Origin of the sequence: Salinarimonas ramus (assembly GCF_014645695.1) — a bacterium.
In the GTDB taxonomy this organism is placed as follows: domain Bacteria; phylum Pseudomonadota; class Alphaproteobacteria; order Rhizobiales; family Beijerinckiaceae; genus Salinarimonas; species Salinarimonas ramus.
Genome location: NZ_BMMF01000012.1, coordinates 114,961 through 130,239, shown reverse-complemented (window position 1 = coordinate 130,239; position 15,279 = coordinate 114,961). Strand labels below are relative to the sequence as shown.

Annotated in this window: 11 protein-coding genes; 3 read left to right on the top strand and 8 right to left on the bottom strand. The window is 68.2% G+C overall.

Annotated features, from left to right (window positions below):
* Positions 1-11: 11 nt before the first annotated feature.
* The 3 genes from IEX89_RS18870 to IEX89_RS18860 form a co-directional block, all read right to left on the bottom strand.
* Entirely contained in the window at positions 12-1,694 is a 1,683-nt protein-coding gene (locus IEX89_RS18870; protein ID WP_188914811.1) for a methyltransferase domain-containing protein, read from the bottom strand.
* Between the two features lie 110 nt (positions 1,695-1,804).
* Positions 1,805-3,025 (bottom strand): ABC transporter ATP-binding protein, encoded by a 1,221-nt coding sequence (locus tag IEX89_RS18865; RefSeq protein WP_188914810.1) that lies wholly within the window; start codon positions 3,023-3,025, stop codon positions 1,805-1,807.
* A gap of 58 nt (positions 3,026-3,083) precedes the next feature.
* Positions 3,084-4,469, bottom strand: a complete 1,386-nt coding sequence (locus IEX89_RS18860) for a glycosyltransferase family 4 protein (RefSeq protein ID WP_188914809.1) — start codon at positions 4,467-4,469, stop codon at positions 3,084-3,086.
* Positions 4,470-4,666: 197 nt separating this feature from the next.
* Between IEX89_RS18860 and IEX89_RS18855 the strand changes: the two genes are divergently transcribed.
* From IEX89_RS18855 to IEX89_RS18845, 3 genes are all read left to right on the top strand, one after another.
* Positions 4,667-6,235 carry a glycosyltransferase family 4 protein gene (locus tag IEX89_RS18855; protein WP_188914808.1) on the top strand — a complete coding sequence of 523 codons (1,569 nt, stop codon included), beginning with the start codon at positions 4,667-4,669 and terminating at the stop codon, positions 6,233-6,235.
* A gap of 133 nt (positions 6,236-6,368) precedes the next feature.
* The gene (locus IEX89_RS18850) at positions 6,369-8,528 is read left to right on the top strand and encodes an FG-GAP-like repeat-containing protein (protein ID WP_188914807.1); all 2,160 of its coding nucleotides are present in this window, start codon (positions 6,369-6,371) and stop codon (positions 8,526-8,528) included.
* Positions 8,529-8,823: 295 nt separating this feature from the next.
* Positions 8,824-9,987 carry a glycosyltransferase family 4 protein gene (locus tag IEX89_RS18845; protein WP_188914806.1) on the top strand — a complete coding sequence of 388 codons (1,164 nt, stop codon included), beginning with the start codon at positions 8,824-8,826 and terminating at the stop codon, positions 9,985-9,987.
* Here IEX89_RS18845 and IEX89_RS18840 read toward each other — a convergent pair.
* The 5 genes from IEX89_RS18840 to IEX89_RS18820 are packed head-to-tail and all read right to left on the bottom strand — an operon-like array spanning position 9,966 to position 15,244.
* Positions 9,966-11,114: a glycosyltransferase gene (locus IEX89_RS18840; RefSeq protein ID WP_188914805.1), complete on the bottom strand. Its 1,149-nt coding sequence runs from the start codon at positions 11,112-11,114 to the stop codon at positions 9,966-9,968. The genes IEX89_RS18845 and IEX89_RS18840 overlap by 22 nt on opposite strands.
* On the bottom strand, positions 11,111-12,238 hold the full coding sequence (locus IEX89_RS18835; protein ID WP_188914804.1) for a glycosyltransferase: 1,128 nt from the start codon (positions 12,236-12,238) through the stop codon (positions 11,111-11,113). Before IEX89_RS18835 ends, IEX89_RS18840 begins: the two co-directional genes overlap by 4 nt.
* On the bottom strand, positions 12,235-13,197 hold the full coding sequence (locus tag IEX89_RS18830; RefSeq protein ID WP_188914803.1) for a glycosyltransferase family 2 protein: 963 nt from the start codon (positions 13,195-13,197) through the stop codon (positions 12,235-12,237). Before IEX89_RS18830 ends, IEX89_RS18835 begins: the two co-directional genes overlap by 4 nt.
* Positions 13,194-14,159, bottom strand: a complete 966-nt coding sequence (locus IEX89_RS18825) for a glycosyltransferase family 2 protein (RefSeq protein ID WP_188914802.1) — start codon at positions 14,157-14,159, stop codon at positions 13,194-13,196. Before IEX89_RS18825 ends, IEX89_RS18830 begins: the two co-directional genes overlap by 4 nt.
* Entirely contained in the window at positions 14,156-15,244 is a 1,089-nt protein-coding gene (locus tag IEX89_RS18820) for a glycosyltransferase (RefSeq protein WP_188914801.1), read from the bottom strand. The genes IEX89_RS18825 and IEX89_RS18820 overlap by 4 nt, the downstream gene beginning before the upstream one ends.
* Positions 15,245-15,279 lie beyond the last annotated feature (35 nt).

Sequence of the window (15,279 nt, the reverse complement as noted above, 5' to 3'; positions counted from 1 at the left end):
CTCCGATGGGTTCAGCTTCCGGACGAGCCGGCAACGGCGAAGACGGCATAGTCGGGCGGCACGCGAAACCAGTCTCCGACGTCCGACGGGTGGAAGCCCCCTTCTGGAACGGACAGGTCGAGATCGTCGACGGTGCGGATGACGCGCGTACGCTCGAAGCCGCCAGCCTCGACGAGAAAAGCGAGCAGAGCCGGCGGCAAGGGCTTGAGATGGGTCGGATCGAGGTGGAACGTGCAGGCACCCACGACGAGGTTCTCGGGGTTCGGCGTCTCGAACAGGATGGCCCCACCGGGAGCCAAGGCTCTCTTGCAGCTTGCGAGGAACTCGACGAGCAGCGCGAAGTCGAGGTGCTCCACGACGTGAAAGGCGGTGATCGCCGCGTAGGAACCGGGCTGCGCCTCACGCAGGTACGCCAGCGCGTCCCCGCAGATCGCGTCCCCGCCAGCTGCCTTCGTTTCCTCCACCATGACGGCATTCATGTCGATTCCGCGCGCACGAATTCCCGCGTCACCGAGGAGCGTGAGCCATTCGCCGCGGCCGCAGCCGACGTCGAGGACGATCCCCGCATCGCGAACGGGATCGAGAGAGCGCAAGAGGGGAAGGTATCTGCGCTGCCGGTCGACGATCTCCCGGCGCGACCCCCGAAAGCGATCCTCGAACGCGAGATACAAGACATCGTCCACCTGGGTGGCGGTAATCGACGATGAGTGGGCAGCGTCTGCGTCACCTCGGCCGCCCGGCAGACGGGCGGCGTCCTGAACACCACTCAGAGCGCGCTCGTAGTCCTGCATCAGACCTCGGACGGATCGTGCTTGTGCTTCCACGACTGCACGAATCGCCTGGATCGTCTCCAGGTGCTGCTGGAACGATTGCCGTTCGGCCCTCGCGGCATCGTCACGCCGCTCCAAGTCCCTATGCTGCCATTCGACGTTCGCGATGCGCCGTTCGACGACCCCGAACGTGCGGTTCGTCGCCGCCGCGAGATACGCGTCGCGCGAAATCGAGCTCGTGGCGTCCCGGTCTACGAGCTCGCGCAGCGCGAAGAGTTCCGTCGCCAAGCGTCCCAGATCGGTGTCGACCTGCCGTCGGTGCGCAGCGTCATCCACCAGACGCGTCTCGAGCTGCTTCACGTGACGGAAAAGGCGACGGTATCGAACGACACGACGCACGAGTCGATCCGCGAACGGAAGATGCCTGATCAGGGAGACGAGACGACCTCGCACACCTCCGTCGATCCCGCGGCCGGCTTCGACGCCTTCCTCGGAACGGGCCAACGTGCGGAGAACCTCCGATCGGGAAAGGCGGCCCTCGCGCATGCGGGAGATGAGCTCGTTGCACCCGGCGGGATCCGGATCCCGGCCGAGCACGGTGCGATAGGCGAATGCGACGAACGCCTCGTCGTCGAGGAGCTCCAGCTCCCGGATGCGAAAATGCCCTGCACGCGCCGACGCCTCTGATGCCAGCCTGGCCATCTCGCCGCCGGCTCGCGCGAAGTGCAGCATCTGCGGTGCTGAACGGCCGGTCGGGGCCGCATCGACCTCGACCTCGACCTTCGGCAAAGGCTCTTTCGGGTCCGCGCCGGTACGTGCGACCTCACCCGACGCTCGGACGGCCTCATCGATACGCGAGATGATGTGGTCGATCGTAGCCATTGACTTCCCGAGCTCGAGACCGGAGCGGTCTGCGCCGCGCATCGACGTCTCCCTATCGCGACGTCGATGCGGGTGCAATCCTGTCAGCCCCGGCGCCAGCTACCACAGCTCGTGCGTGATCGCTCGGTCATCAGAGCACGCATGAAGAAGCTCTACGCGACCTCGATCGTCGCGGGCATGTAGAGCGGCCCGTGAAATCGCGTCGGCGTCAGGTCGATCACCTCGAAGACCAGCGCGTGATCACGCCATTCGTAGTTCGCGTCGGTGTGATTCGCGCCGGAAACGAGCGCCGTCGTCACCGAGTAGCTGCCGGCGGCGAGCACGGTCTTGAAGCGGACGAGGAAGCGGTACCGCGCGCCCACGCGCGGCCTCTCGATCGCCTGCTCGGAGTAGAAGGTGTTCGTGCCGTAGAGCGTCTGCCCGACGCGATCGCGAATAGCGAAGCCGAAGACCAGCACCTCCACGTCGCGATTGACTCGGACCTCGACCTTGAGACACGCGGGCTCTCCGGTCCTCAGGGCATCGACCGGCAGGCCGTTCTCGTCGACGAAGCCGAGGGCGACCACCGTCGCTTCGCCGGAGCCTGACCGCACGATCCCGGCCGGACCCGTCGGTGCGGACGGGAGCTCGGGACGGGCTTCCTCGGGGCTGATCAGGGCATTGTAGAGGTCGAGGACCGCCGCCGGCTCCCCGTCCATCACGACGCGGCCGCCGTCGAGGAGGACCGCACGATCGCATAATGCGAGAACGGCACTCGGATCGTGCGAGACGAAGATCAACGAGGTCCCCGCGTGTCGGAACTCGCGGATGCGGTCCATGCTCTTGTGCTGAAAGTAGGCGTCGCCGACCGAGAGTGCCTCGTCGACGATGAGCACGTCGGGGCGATGCGCGGTCGCGACCGAGAAGGCGACCCGCATCTGCATGCCGCTCGACATGAGGCGCATCGGCTTGTCGAAGTAGGATCCGACCTCCGCGAAGCCCTCGATGAGGGGCATGACCTCGTCCATCTGGGCGCGGGTGTAGCCCATGAGGCCGCCGACGTGGTACGCGTTCGTGCGGGCGTCGAGCTCGGGGTCGAAACCCATGCCGAGCTCCAGGATCGCAGCGACGCGGCCCGATAGCGCAACGCGGCCGGTCGTCGGGCGCATCGTTCCGGTCACGATCTTCAGGAGCGTCGACTTGCCGGCGCCGTTCCTGCCAACGATCGCGACGGCTTCGCCGTGCTCGACGCAAAAGCCGACGTCACGCAGAATCCAGCTCTCCTCCTTCGGCGCGGCATGCATGCCGAACCAGGTGAGGACCCTCGACAATTCGCTGCGGTAGCGTCGGAACGCCTTACCGACCCCCTCGACGTTCAGCACCGTCCCGTTCATGACATGCTCCAGCCCGCGCCTCTCGTGCCTGATCACAGTTTCACGGCACACGCTCGGATCAATTTTTCGTTGCGGCGGCCGGCCCCGGCTCGGGTGCCTCGCCGCGTGCAAAGGTGCTCTTCGCACCAGAGGCCGTCGGCAACAAGCCCGCGTCGCGCATGGCGGACAGCACCTGCGCGGCGAAGACGTCGAAGCCGAGGCCGCGGCGGAAATCGGATATCGCCTCGCGGTCCGGGGCAGGTCCGCTCAGCTCCGCGATCAGCGCTTCGGCCAGACGCTCGGACGTTCGCGGGGAGAAGAGCGTCGTCGCGGGGCCCGCGATCTCTCGGAAGACGGGGATGTCCGTGCAGACGGACGGGCAGCCGGAGAGCTCGGCTTCCAGGATGGGAAGCCCGAGGCCCTCGGCCATGGACGGGTAAGCCGTGACGCGCGCGTTCGCATAGGCGAACGCCACCTCCGCATCGGATGCGTCGGCCAGGTGCAGCAGTCGCCGGCCGCGCTCGGGATGCGTGCGGAGTCGCTCGACGAGCGCATCGACGTTCCATCCGACCCGACCGACGAGGAGGCAATTGACGTCGTGCCCAGCTCGCCAGACCACTTCCATGGCGTCGAGCAGCAACGCGTGCCCCTTGCGCGGCTCCAACGTCGCGACCATGAGGACCGTCGGACCTGCGAGGACGTCGGCGAGCTCCGGCCGGGGCCGACGCGTCGGCTCCGCCACCTCGACCCCAGGCCACGCGTGCGCGAGCCTCGGTGGCGTCAGGCGGGCGCCCTGGGCGAAATCTTCGATCTCGAGCCGGACGGTCCGCGAGATCGCGACGACGAGGTCGGCCTCCGCGAGAATGCGCGTCAGGTAGGCCTCGAAGGCCTGCACCGCAGGCGGATCGAAGTGCTCGGGATGGAGGACCGGGATAAGGTCGTACCAGAGAGACGCGACGCCTGCACCGGCCGCGCGGGCCCGCTCGACACCCGCCCACGGCTCGGCGAGCCAGGACGAGTCCGGAAGCAGGTAGACGTCCTGCGGCCGGAAGCGAACCGGCGGTCGCAGGAGGAGCTGCGGCGCGAACGTCGAGCGTCCGAGGCGGATCGCGGCATCCAACGCACTCTGGAGGACACGAACGCCCGCCCCCCTGCCCTCTCGACCGGCGAGGCGCGCACGCGCCCGCGCCACCAGGCGGCGCGCCGCGTCGAACGTCCCCTGCGCGACGCCGCGCCCGCGCCTTTCGTCGTCGCGACCACTCTCGTAGGGGTGGAAAGCCAGCCCTCTGAGCACGACGGGCCCGCGACCGGTCGTCGCCACGGGCACGACGACGAAGCCCTCACGCTCTCCCAAAGCACGAAGTGCTCGGTACAAGCCTCTAACCGTCTTCTGGATTCCGGTATGGTAGCCACGTGTCGCCGTGCGCGTCACGTCGACGTATACGCGTGGGATCTCGTCGTGCATTCGGCGGATCTCCTCCCTCGAGCCCGCGATAGCATCGACCGCGTTCGTTGTCGCCGGCTTCGTGCGGGGACGAGTCGCCGTCGCCGCGATCGGGGGTCGGCGTATCCAAACGGCAGCCGCGACGCGGCCGCGCTGCGTCGTCGCAATCGTCACCACGACGATCGGGCGTGTTGCCGTTCACAGCGAGTGTGGCTAGGTTGCGCCGCGTCGACGGGGCGAGACGCAAGCGCGATCACACCGGACCGACGCCTGCAGCGCGACGAAAGCCCGACGGACTTCAAATGCCCACCTATTTCATCGATTGCTCGTACCTGCGTGAGCACGCGCATCTGAACTCGGGGATCCAGCGGGTCGTTCGCCGCGTCGTCGACAATGCCCTCGCCACGCCCCCGAGCGGCGCGGACGAAGTCCGCCTCGTGAACCTCGCAAACGGCGCGTTCGAGCCGATCGTTCGCGCGGATCTCGAGCCTCGGATCGGCCGTGCCGAGCCCGCACGCCTGCTTCGATTCAAGCGCTATCTCAGGCGCATCTATGACACCGGGAGGGAACTGCTCTCCGCGATCGCCGCCGATCATCCGGCGGTACGGACGTTCCTGTTCGCGGACCGGACACGCTTCGGGCTGAACGCGATCCTCTATGCCGGCCTGCATCCTGTCCGAACGCTGACGGGGGCGAACCGCAGACCGTCGCCCGGCGAGGCGACGGCCGTCGACCCCCGCCTCGACGAGGCGCGCCCGGGCGACGTGCTGATCCTTCTCGACTCCTCCTGGTACTTGGGTATCTGGCCGACTGTGAGCGCCTTGCGCGAACGCGGGGTGGTCGTGATCGGTGTCGTGTACGACCTGATACCGATTACCCATCCGCAATATTGCGACGACCTCCTCGCCTCCGTCTTCAAGGAGCACATCGCGATCTCGGCCCGGCTGTGCGACGGCTTCATCGCCATCTCGCGGACGGTTCAGCAGGATCTCGAGGCGTATCTTGAGCGGGAGCTTCCGACGGTCGCAGCGGGCAAGGCCTTCGCGCATTTCCATCTCGGAAGCGATTTCAACGATCGATCGAGGCCGGCGCAGCCCCTGCGCCCGACGCTCGAGGAAGCTGTCTCCGCACGGGCCACATACCTCGTCGTGTCGACCCTCGAGCCGCGCAAGAACCACGCTTACGTCCTCGACGCATTCGAGCGCATCTGGGCCCGTGGCGACGGCCCCAACCTGCTCTTCGTCGGGCGCGCGGGCTGGAAGGTCGAGAAGCTCATCCATCGCATCACGGGTCACGCGGAGCTCAATCGAAGACTGTTCTGGTTCGACGACGTGGCGGATCCCGAGCTGGAGACCCTCTACGCGCGCTGCCGTGCGCTCGTCTTCGCGTCCACGGCCGAAGGCTTCGGCCTGCCGATCGTCGAGGGCCTCGCCCGCGGCCTGCCCGTGCTCGCCAGCGACACACCCGTTCACCGGGAGGTCGGCATTGACAGGGTGGCGTACTTCGCCCTCGACGATCTCGACCGGCTCGTGGACCTGATCGACGGCTACGAGGGGGACCCGAGCGCTTTGGACGCGCTGCGCTCGCCTGACGTGGGACCATTGTCTTGGGCGGAGAGCACACGCCATTTCTTCGCGCGCGTCGCCGAGATTTCAGAGGCGGTGCACGTCTCTCCCCCTGCGCAGATCGCCGCATCGACCGCGCCGATTACCACGATCGATGTCGTGGAGGACAGGATGGCAGCGGCGATCGATCAGCCCGCCGGACGCTCGGGCGCGAGCATGTGACGCGACGCGGCCGCAGTCGCTGATCGCTCGTCGCTTGCGGTGCCACCGCGTCCGTGTTTCTTTCTTCGCAGGCGCGCGACGATGATGCGAACGGAGATTCGCGGCGCGACACGAAAGACTGGGGGTACGAGGTATGCTCTTCGAGGATGCGACATTGCACGATCCGATCGCCACCGCGCTCAACACGAGCCTCGGCGACGGCGTTCACGAGCTCTCGGTCGTCGGGCAACAGCGCTACAGCGTCTTTGCGAACCCGGGTAGCCTCTCCATCGAGATGGCGACGCTGACCGGGCTCAGCGATGTCAACATGATCCTCTACGATTCGGCCAACCGGGTCGTCGCCTCCGACTTCCAGGGCAGCTCAGTGCCCGAGCGCATCGACTTCCAGGTCACCTCGTCGGGCATTTACACGATCGAGCTCTTCCAGACCGCCCCGCAGGGCGACGCGACGCGTGTGCGTCTCGCAATCGACGCGCCCGACGAGACGTGGTCCCGCGTTCTCCCCTTCGGCCCGATCCGCGACGTCTCGGTCTCGCTCTTCGATATCGACAATGACGGCGAGCAGGAGATCTTCGTCGGCACCAGCAAGGGCCTCGACGCGCAGGGGCGCGAGGTGAGGCCGGCGGGCTTCGTCTGCCTGGAGGCGGACGGGACGGTCAAGTGGCAGGTTTCGTTCCCCGCCATAGCGGGACCGGATTCGCAGACCGGTCACGTCTACCAGACGACGTCCGTGAGCACGGAGCCCGTGTTCGCAGATCTCAACGGAGACGGCCGAATGGAGATCGTCGTCGGCGTCGGTGCCGACAGCACGAACGAGCTCGGGCAGCCCGTCGTCGGACAGCCCGGCGATCGCGGCGGTGTCTATGCGCTCGACTCGAACGGGAACATCGTCTGGTTTCATCAGAGCCGCGATACGATCGGCGGCGCGGATAACAGGGGTGACGGCCGTCCCGACGGCGTCTACGGCGCTCCCGTGGTGTTCGACATCGACAGAGATGGCGTTCGCGAGGTGATCTACAACAGCTGGGACCAGAGCACCTGGATCCTGGACGGCCGCACCGGCACCCCCGAGGTCGAGGTGCACCTCGCCGACACCATTTGGTCGACGCCCCACATCGCGGATATTACCGGCGACAACGTCTTCGAGATATTGGTGTCCGCGGACATCACGGAGAACGCCGACGCTCGCACGCGCACGGGAGGCATCTTCCACGTCATCTCCGCGAACGGCGACCAGAACACGCCCGGCTTCGATCAGCCGGTCGGGAACCCGGAATACACGACATTGCGGGGCAAATTCGAGGAGCAGGTCCTCTGGAGCAGCCCGGTCACCGCGGATCTCGACGGCGACGGCTTCCTCGAGATCGTGTACGGGACCGGGAACTACCTACAGGACGATCGTGGCACCTATATCCGCGTCTGGGAGCACGATGGGACGAGCAAATTCCTGCTCGACACCGGCGGACGCACCTTTGCGACGCCGCTGATCGCGGATCTCGACGCGAACGGCGACCTCGAGATCGTCGCAGCGACTCTCACCGGCGGTCTCTACGCGTGGCACCACACGGGCGAGCTGTACTGGCAGACCTACCCGGCAACGTTCCCCGGCACGACCGGCGCACCCATCTTCAGCTCGCCCGTCGCGGTCGACCTGAACGGTGATCGCACTCTCGAGATCCTCGTCTCGATCGGATCTCAAACCGTCATCATCGGACATGACGGGCGGCAGATCAGCGATGCGGGCACGCGCACCGGGATCTTCGAGACCTTCAAGGGGTCGCCGGCCGTGCGCGACATCGACGCAGACGGGCGTCTCGAGATCATCAGCGGCGGAACGACGGCCGCGCGAGACCAGGCCGTGGTCTATCGGTTCGAGAACCCGTTCGACGTCCAGATCGGCGATTTTGTCGCCGGGCGCTACCAGGAGCACCAGTCGCAGTCGAACATCGAGGCCTTCGTCGAGCGCTTCTATGTCAGCTCGCTCGGACGCGGCTCGGACGCGGCGGGCCTCAACTACTGGGTCGAGAGCCTCGCCTCCGGTATCCTGGCCGGCGGCGACGTCGGCCGGGCGTTCTTCAACAGTGCCGAATTCCTGGCGAATGGTTTGACCAACGAGCAGTTCGTGGACGTTCTATACCGCGCATTCTTCGATCGCGACGGCGGCGCGGACGGTCGGAACGCCTGGGTGCCCCAATTGAACAGCGGCACCGATCGCAACACGGTCATGGACGGCTTCATTCGCTCGGAAGAGTTCCGTCGGCTGAGCGCAGGCTTCCGGATCAATCCATCGTGAGAACTTTCCCGCGGTTCACCGTACCGACGGCACTAGCTCGGCGCACAGCTGCGCAGGGGGTTTGCGCCGTTGACGGCGCGGGAGAGCTTGCGACGGCGCTCCCGCGAACCCGACAGCCCATCCGGTCCTGTGCGCGCGTGCGGGCCGGCTCACGACGAACTGGGGAAATCGTTCGTGGGCCCATTGGCTTGCGCGCTCGTGTCGCCTATGCCCCGCTTCGCGACCGCGTGCGCGGATGACGGCGGTTTGGTGATCAAGGCTGCGCGACGGCTCGGATACTAGCGGGACATCAACAGTGGTTCCGATCGAAACGACGAGCGTCCACGCCCGTTCGCCGAAAGTCCTTTTCGTGGTGAGCGACGGCTGGTACTTTCGCTCACACCGCCTCTACCTCGCCAAAGCTGCTATGGACCAGGGCTTCGAGGTGCACGTCGCCACGCGGACATCGGAAGGGGACGAGGCGATCGGAGCGAGCGGGATCGCACTGCACGAACTCCCCTGGAAGCGCGGCGGACGGTTTCTCGACGATCTGCGCAGCGCAGCTTGCGTCGCCCGCCTCATCGACCGGCTGAAGCCCGCCATCGTTCACGCCGTATCCCTGAAGCCGATCGTGCTCGCCGCCCTCGGCGCCCTGCCCACGGCCAGCCGGCCGCACTTCGTCCATGCGATCACCGGCCTCGGCTATGCGTTTGCGGACGACTCGCTGAAAGCGCGCATCGTTCGCCGGATCATTCTGCAGAGCCTCTCCACGCTCGCCGATCGTCCAGGGTCCGTGTACCTGTTCCAAAACAACGACGATCGAGAGGTCGTGAAAGCCGCCGGCGCGGCGAAGCGCGCTGCAAGCGCGATCATCCGAGGCGCGGGTATCGACGTTCTCTCGCATCCGCACGTCCCGCCTCCCGACGCCCCGCCGTTGATCGTTGCGACGGTAACCCGCATGCTGGGGATCAAGGGTGTCGCCGACGTCGTCGAAGCATCTCGCCTGCTCGACGAGCAGAGCGTCGCCCACCGCACGCTTCTCGTCGGCAAGCCGGACCTCGGCAACCCCTCGGCCCTATCGCACGAGGTGCTCGTGAGCTGGGCGCAGTCGCCGAGCGTCACGTATGTCGGGCACGTCGACGATCCTCGCGAGATCTGGGCGAAGAGTCACGTCGCGATCCTCGCCTCTCGCGGCGGCGAGGGTCTTCCGAAGGCTCTTCTCGAGGCTGCGGCGTGCGGGAGGCCGATGGTCGCGACCGACGTTCCCGGCAATCGCGAGATCGTCGTCGACGGAGAAACCGGGTTCCTCGTCCCCCCGAGAGACCCGGAGGCGCTCGCGGCGGCGGTGCGCCGCCTCGCGGGCGACGCCGAGCTGCGTCGGCGCATGGGTGGGGCCGCTCGTGAGCGAGCGGAGCGCCTTTTTTCCAGCGAGGTCGTCGCGCGCGAGACCATCGCGCTCTATCGGTCGATGCTCGTTTGATTGGTGTGCCGGTGCGGCTGCGCCGTGGCCTCGCGGGCGTGGGCGGCGACGAGACTTTCCCACGCCGCGAGCACCTCGTCGAGCTTGCCGGAAGGTCGGCTCGCGGTGGCCCCTCGCGCCAGTAGCGCGCGCTGCTCGGCATCGGCCGTCAGTTCGGCGAGGAGCGGCGCGAGCCCGGCGGCGCCCTCGTTCGCGCGGGCGAGACGGCCGTTGAAGCCGTCATGAACGATCTCCGCCAGAGCTTCGCAGTCGGCGAAGGCGACCACGGGCAGCCCGAACGAGAGCGCTTCGGCGGCCGCGAGCCCCTGGCTCTCGACGAGGGAGGGTGCGCAGAACAGCTGCGCGCGCAGGTATTCGTCGTCGACGGCAGAGACGAAGCCGACGAACGCGATGCGATCGGCGACCCGCAAGCGCGAGGCGAGGGTGCGAAGCGCCTCGCGCAGCGGTCCGTCGCCGACCAGGCGCAGGGTCCATCCCGGCCTCTCTCCGGCAATCAGTGCAAACGCCTCGACGAGGATCTCCAGCCCCTTGCCCTCGACAAGGCGCCCGACCGATAGGATCGTACCTCCACCTTCCTGCGAGCCTAGCACGTCGGCCTGCCGACCCCTCGCGTCGAGCGCGGGGTTGGGCACGACGGTCATGACGTTTCGTAATGCTGCAGGAAAACGCGAGCGAGCATGTTCGGACACGGTCGTCATGCCGCTCGCGAGGCCCGCGACGAGCCGGACCAGCGCGAACTCGACGCGCCGATGCGCGAAGTAATCCGGGATGGTGTGCTCGCTCGCGACGACGGGTACGCCCGTTCCCGCCAAGGCGATCACGGCCGGCACGTAGGCCGAATGCATGAAGGCGATGCACAGGCGCGGCCTTCGGCAGCTCGCCTCGCGGCGCAGTCGCACCATGCGACGCAGCGTCCCCACGAGCCCGGATCGATGCGTGGCCGCGCCGATCGGATGACGGATATGCTCGACGCCGGGATGGAGAGGATAGGCGGGCGCGACGCCGGGCGCGTCGAAACTCATCACGGCGACCTCGTGGCCCCGCTCGACCAGCCCACCGGCGACGGTGGCGAGCACGCGTTCCGCGCCCCCCGCGACGGCGAGCGACTTGATGACGAAGAGGATCATCGCCTGTCTCGTGCGATCCGCTCGAGCAGAGCGAGCCAGCGGTCGAAGATTGCGTCGGGGGCGTAGGCCTCGACGACGCGGGCCGCTTCGCGCCCGAGCCGCTCCCTCAGTTCGGGCGCTCCCATCGCGCGGTCGAGGGCCTCCGCCAATGATCGCTCGTCCGCGTTCCCCGGAGCGAGCAGCCCCGACCGTTCGTGCGCGATGATCGAATCCACCCCCGCACAACCGGAGAAGGCGACGCTGGCGAGGCCGTGCGCCGCCGCTTCTGCGAGCGCATTCGGAAAGCCCTCCCATCGGGACGCGAGGCAGAAAAGGTCGGCGCTCGCGTAGGCGCGCTCGGGGTCGGGGCGCACGCCCGGTAGCGCGACGCGATGCGCGATCCCGAGGTCCTGCACAAGCCGCTCCAGATGCGCGCGCTCCTCACCGTCTCCCAGGATCACGAGATCCCATTCGGGGTGGGAAGCCGCCATGCGCGCGAAGGCTCGCACCAGGACGGCGTGGTTCTTCTGATAGCTCAGACGCCCGACGCTCAGCAACGTGCGGCGCCGCGAGACCGCCCTATCGTCGCGCACGGGTTCGCGTGGGGCGCTCGCGGCAGCGACCGGATTTGGGACGACCGCGATCCGCCCGGCGAGCGTGCGCGGATAGAGCGAAACGTAGCTCGCAGACTGCACGACGACCGCCGCAGCCGCGTGGAATGAGGCGAAGACGATCGCCCGTTCGACCCGCCCGCGTCGGAGGTGGTCGAAGCGCGACGGTGCATTGCGCTCGGCCGCGACGACGGGCACGTCGATGCCGGCGAGGTACGCGCGCAATGCCCGGAAGGGACCGTCCTGGAAGGCGACGACCACGTCCGGACGGCGCTCCCGCACCAGGTCGCGAAGCCGACGCGCCCGTAGCAGACGGCGCCGAAGCCCGGCGCGGACACCCGGGTCCCCGTCGGCGACCCGGTGCCAGACGATCTCCGGCGGTATCGGGTAGAACGCCGTGGCGTGTTGCGGGTCCCACGTCAGGAGCTCGACCTCGACGCCGCGCGCGGCGAGTCCCGCGCCGATGGCGAGGACCATGCGCTCGACACCACCGGCGACGTCGCCGATGGCGCGTGCGGCGAGCATGACCTTCATCGCCGCCCTCCTCCACGTCCCGCGGCACGTTCGTGTGAGAGGCGCTTCGGCCCCGTCGCCAGGAGATGCCGCGTCGTCCTGACGGGATGACGCAGCAGTAGACCGACCAGATCGCGGACGAAGCCCGGCCGATCACCTGCGAAGTGCCTGTAGCGGAGCATCGGCCACCGCCGCGCATAGTCCAGGAGCCCGTGCTCCTGGAGGAAAGCCGCGTGCTTCTCCACGATCGCGAGCTCGCCCGTGAGGTTGCGTTCCGGCGTCTTGTCGTTACCCGTCGTGGCGTACTGCGTATAAAGGCGCTCGGTCGTTCCGACGAACGTGGCGCCCGCGAAAGCGAGCCGGATCGCGAGATCGACGTCTTCGAGGCGGCGCAATCGCGGGTCGAAACCGCCCACGCGCCTCAGGTCCTCGCATCGTGCTGCCAGAGAGCAGGCGGGCGTCCCGCCGCCGTAGAAGAGACCCGGCCGGCGTTCGTACACGAGCAGCCAGGCTGCGACGTCGGCCCCCGAGGGCGGCGTGTCGCGCGAGCCGATCGCGTCGATGCTCATCGCATGGCCGCTCGGATAGATGCGTCGACCGGAGGCGTAGCAGACGACGGGGCCCGGTCTGCGCGCTTCCTCGGCGAGGATGCGCTCGATCTGGACGCGAACGCGCGAGGGCCCGCTCGTATCGTCGTCGTCGAAGAAGACGACGAAGGTGCCGCGCGCCTCCTCGAGAAGCGTCGCCCTCGCCGCCCCGACGCCGCTGTTGCGCGAATGTCGCACGAGGCGAGCGTCCGAGCGTCCCGCGACGGCGGTCTCGACGATCGTGGCGGTGTCGTCGGCAGACGCGTCGTCGACGACGAGGATCTCGCGGCTCGGCCAGTCCTGCGCGAACGCGCTCTCGAGCGCGCGCAGGACGGTCTCGCGCGCGTCGAAGCACGTCATTGCGATGGTCACCAGAGGCGCGGCGGCGCTCACGACGGGTCGCCTCCCAGAAACGCCCGATGGGCCTCGTTGTCCGCGATTCGCGGAAGCGCATGACGCAGGCGCCGGGCTGTCGCGACCGGGTTGCGCACGAGGAGCGCCAACAAGCCGCCTGCGAAGCGCACGCGGCGACGCATCATCCAATGGTGGCGAACCTCGATCCAGCCACGGCTGAAGTCGTACTCCCCGTACTGATCGAGGAAATCGCGGTTCTTCTCGAGGAGCATCAGGAACGCCTCACGCTCGGCTTCGAGGCTCTTGTCGGTGGTGCGCGTCATCGTCTGGTGCACCAAGGCGTCTTCGAGGCCGACAAAATGCGCCCCTGCACGGGCGAGCCGAACGGCGAGGTCGGTGTCCTCGCCACGTCTGAAGCTCTCGTCGAAGCCGCCGACCGTCCGATACGTCTCGATGCGGGCGGCTTGGCTGCAGGTCGCGCAAGCGCCGGCGATGCCGGTGGCCGTTCCCCGCAGGATCGCATCCGCGACGGCATGCCCCGAAGGCGCCCACCCCTTGGCCGCCTCGCCCATGGCCGGGAGGCGCCGGGTGACGCCATCCGGGTAGCGGGCGAGCCGCGCCGCATGGCAGACGACGGGGCCGGCGTCGCCAATCAGCCTCTCGTAGGCGACGATCCTGTCGACCTGCGCCTCCACGCGACGAGGCTCGCTGACGTCGTCGTCATCGAAGAAGACGACGAAGGCGCCGCGCGCCTCCACCAGAAGACTGTTGCGAGCGGCGCCGACGCCACGATTTTCCCCGTGCCTGACGATCCGGACATCGGGCACGCGGGCCGCGAAGCGCTCCAGCAGCTCGGGCGTGCGATCACCGGATGCGTCGTCGACGACGACGATCTCACGGGGGTGCCATGTCTGTGCCGCCGCGGATGCGAGCGCGGCTTCGATCGTCTCCTGCGCGTCGTAAGCGGTCATCGCGATGGTGACGAGCGCCTCCCTCGTCATCCGCGCCTCCCGTCGACCACCTGCCGCACGAGATCGGCCCAAGGCGCGAAGGCGTCGGTGGCGGCAAGCGCTTTCATGCCCTGTCGTGCCCGCGCACCTCGAGCGGCCCGTTCGGAGGGCGAAAGCATGGCCGTGCGAAGCGTCTCGGCGAGATCTCGGACGGGATCGGCATCGCCGACGAGCCATCCTCCGCCGAGAGCGAGGAGGTCCGCCGCACCCGCGCAGCTCTCGAACGCGATGGCGGGGAGGCCCGCCGCCATGGCTTCGGCCAGGACGTTGGGGAAACCCTCGAAGGCGGACGGGAGCACGAAGAGATCGGCCTGCGCGAACACGTCCGCGAGGTCGCTGCGAGCCCCGTCGATGCGGACCCGGGACGACAGCCCGTGCTTCGCCGCCGCTTCGCGGAGCGTCGCCGCCGCCGGCCCGCCGCCGACGATCCGCAAATCCCAATCCGGGAATTCGTGTGCGATCCGAGCAAAGGCGTCGAGGGCGATCTGCGGGCGCTTCTGGAGCGGATCGAGCCGGCCGCAGAAGAGCAGGATGTGTCGACCATCGCAGCTCGGGCGCGCAGGGACGCGTGCGGCGACGTCGACGGGGTTGCCGATGACCCGCATGCGGCGCCGCAGCGTCGGCGGATAGTGCTTCACGAAGGACGCGAACTGAACCACGACGGCGTCGGCGAGGTGGAGCGAGGCATGGATCATGGCTCGGCCGACCATCCCGTGCCGAAAGCGATACATGGAGGGCGCGTTCCGCTCGGCCACGATCAGCGCGACGCCCGCCATCCGGCACGCCGCGTAGACGGTGCGGTCCGCGCTCATGACAAAGCCGACGAGGACGTCCGCTCGCATGCGCCGCAGCAGCCCCGTCAGCTCCCGAGCGCGTCGCGCCTTGTCGCGGAGCCCGGGGGTGTAGCCCAGCCGATGCCACGTCACGCCCGATGGCAGCGCATGGAAGGAGTTCGCCGCAGCGTCGTCCCAGCTCACGACGTCGACGCCCGCGCCGTAGGAGACCAGCGCCTCCGCGAGCCGGCAGAGCATCCGCTCCGCGCCACCGGCCGACGCGAGACGATGAAAGTAGAGCACGACACGGACGTCCGTCAGGTCCCGAGGTCGCGGAG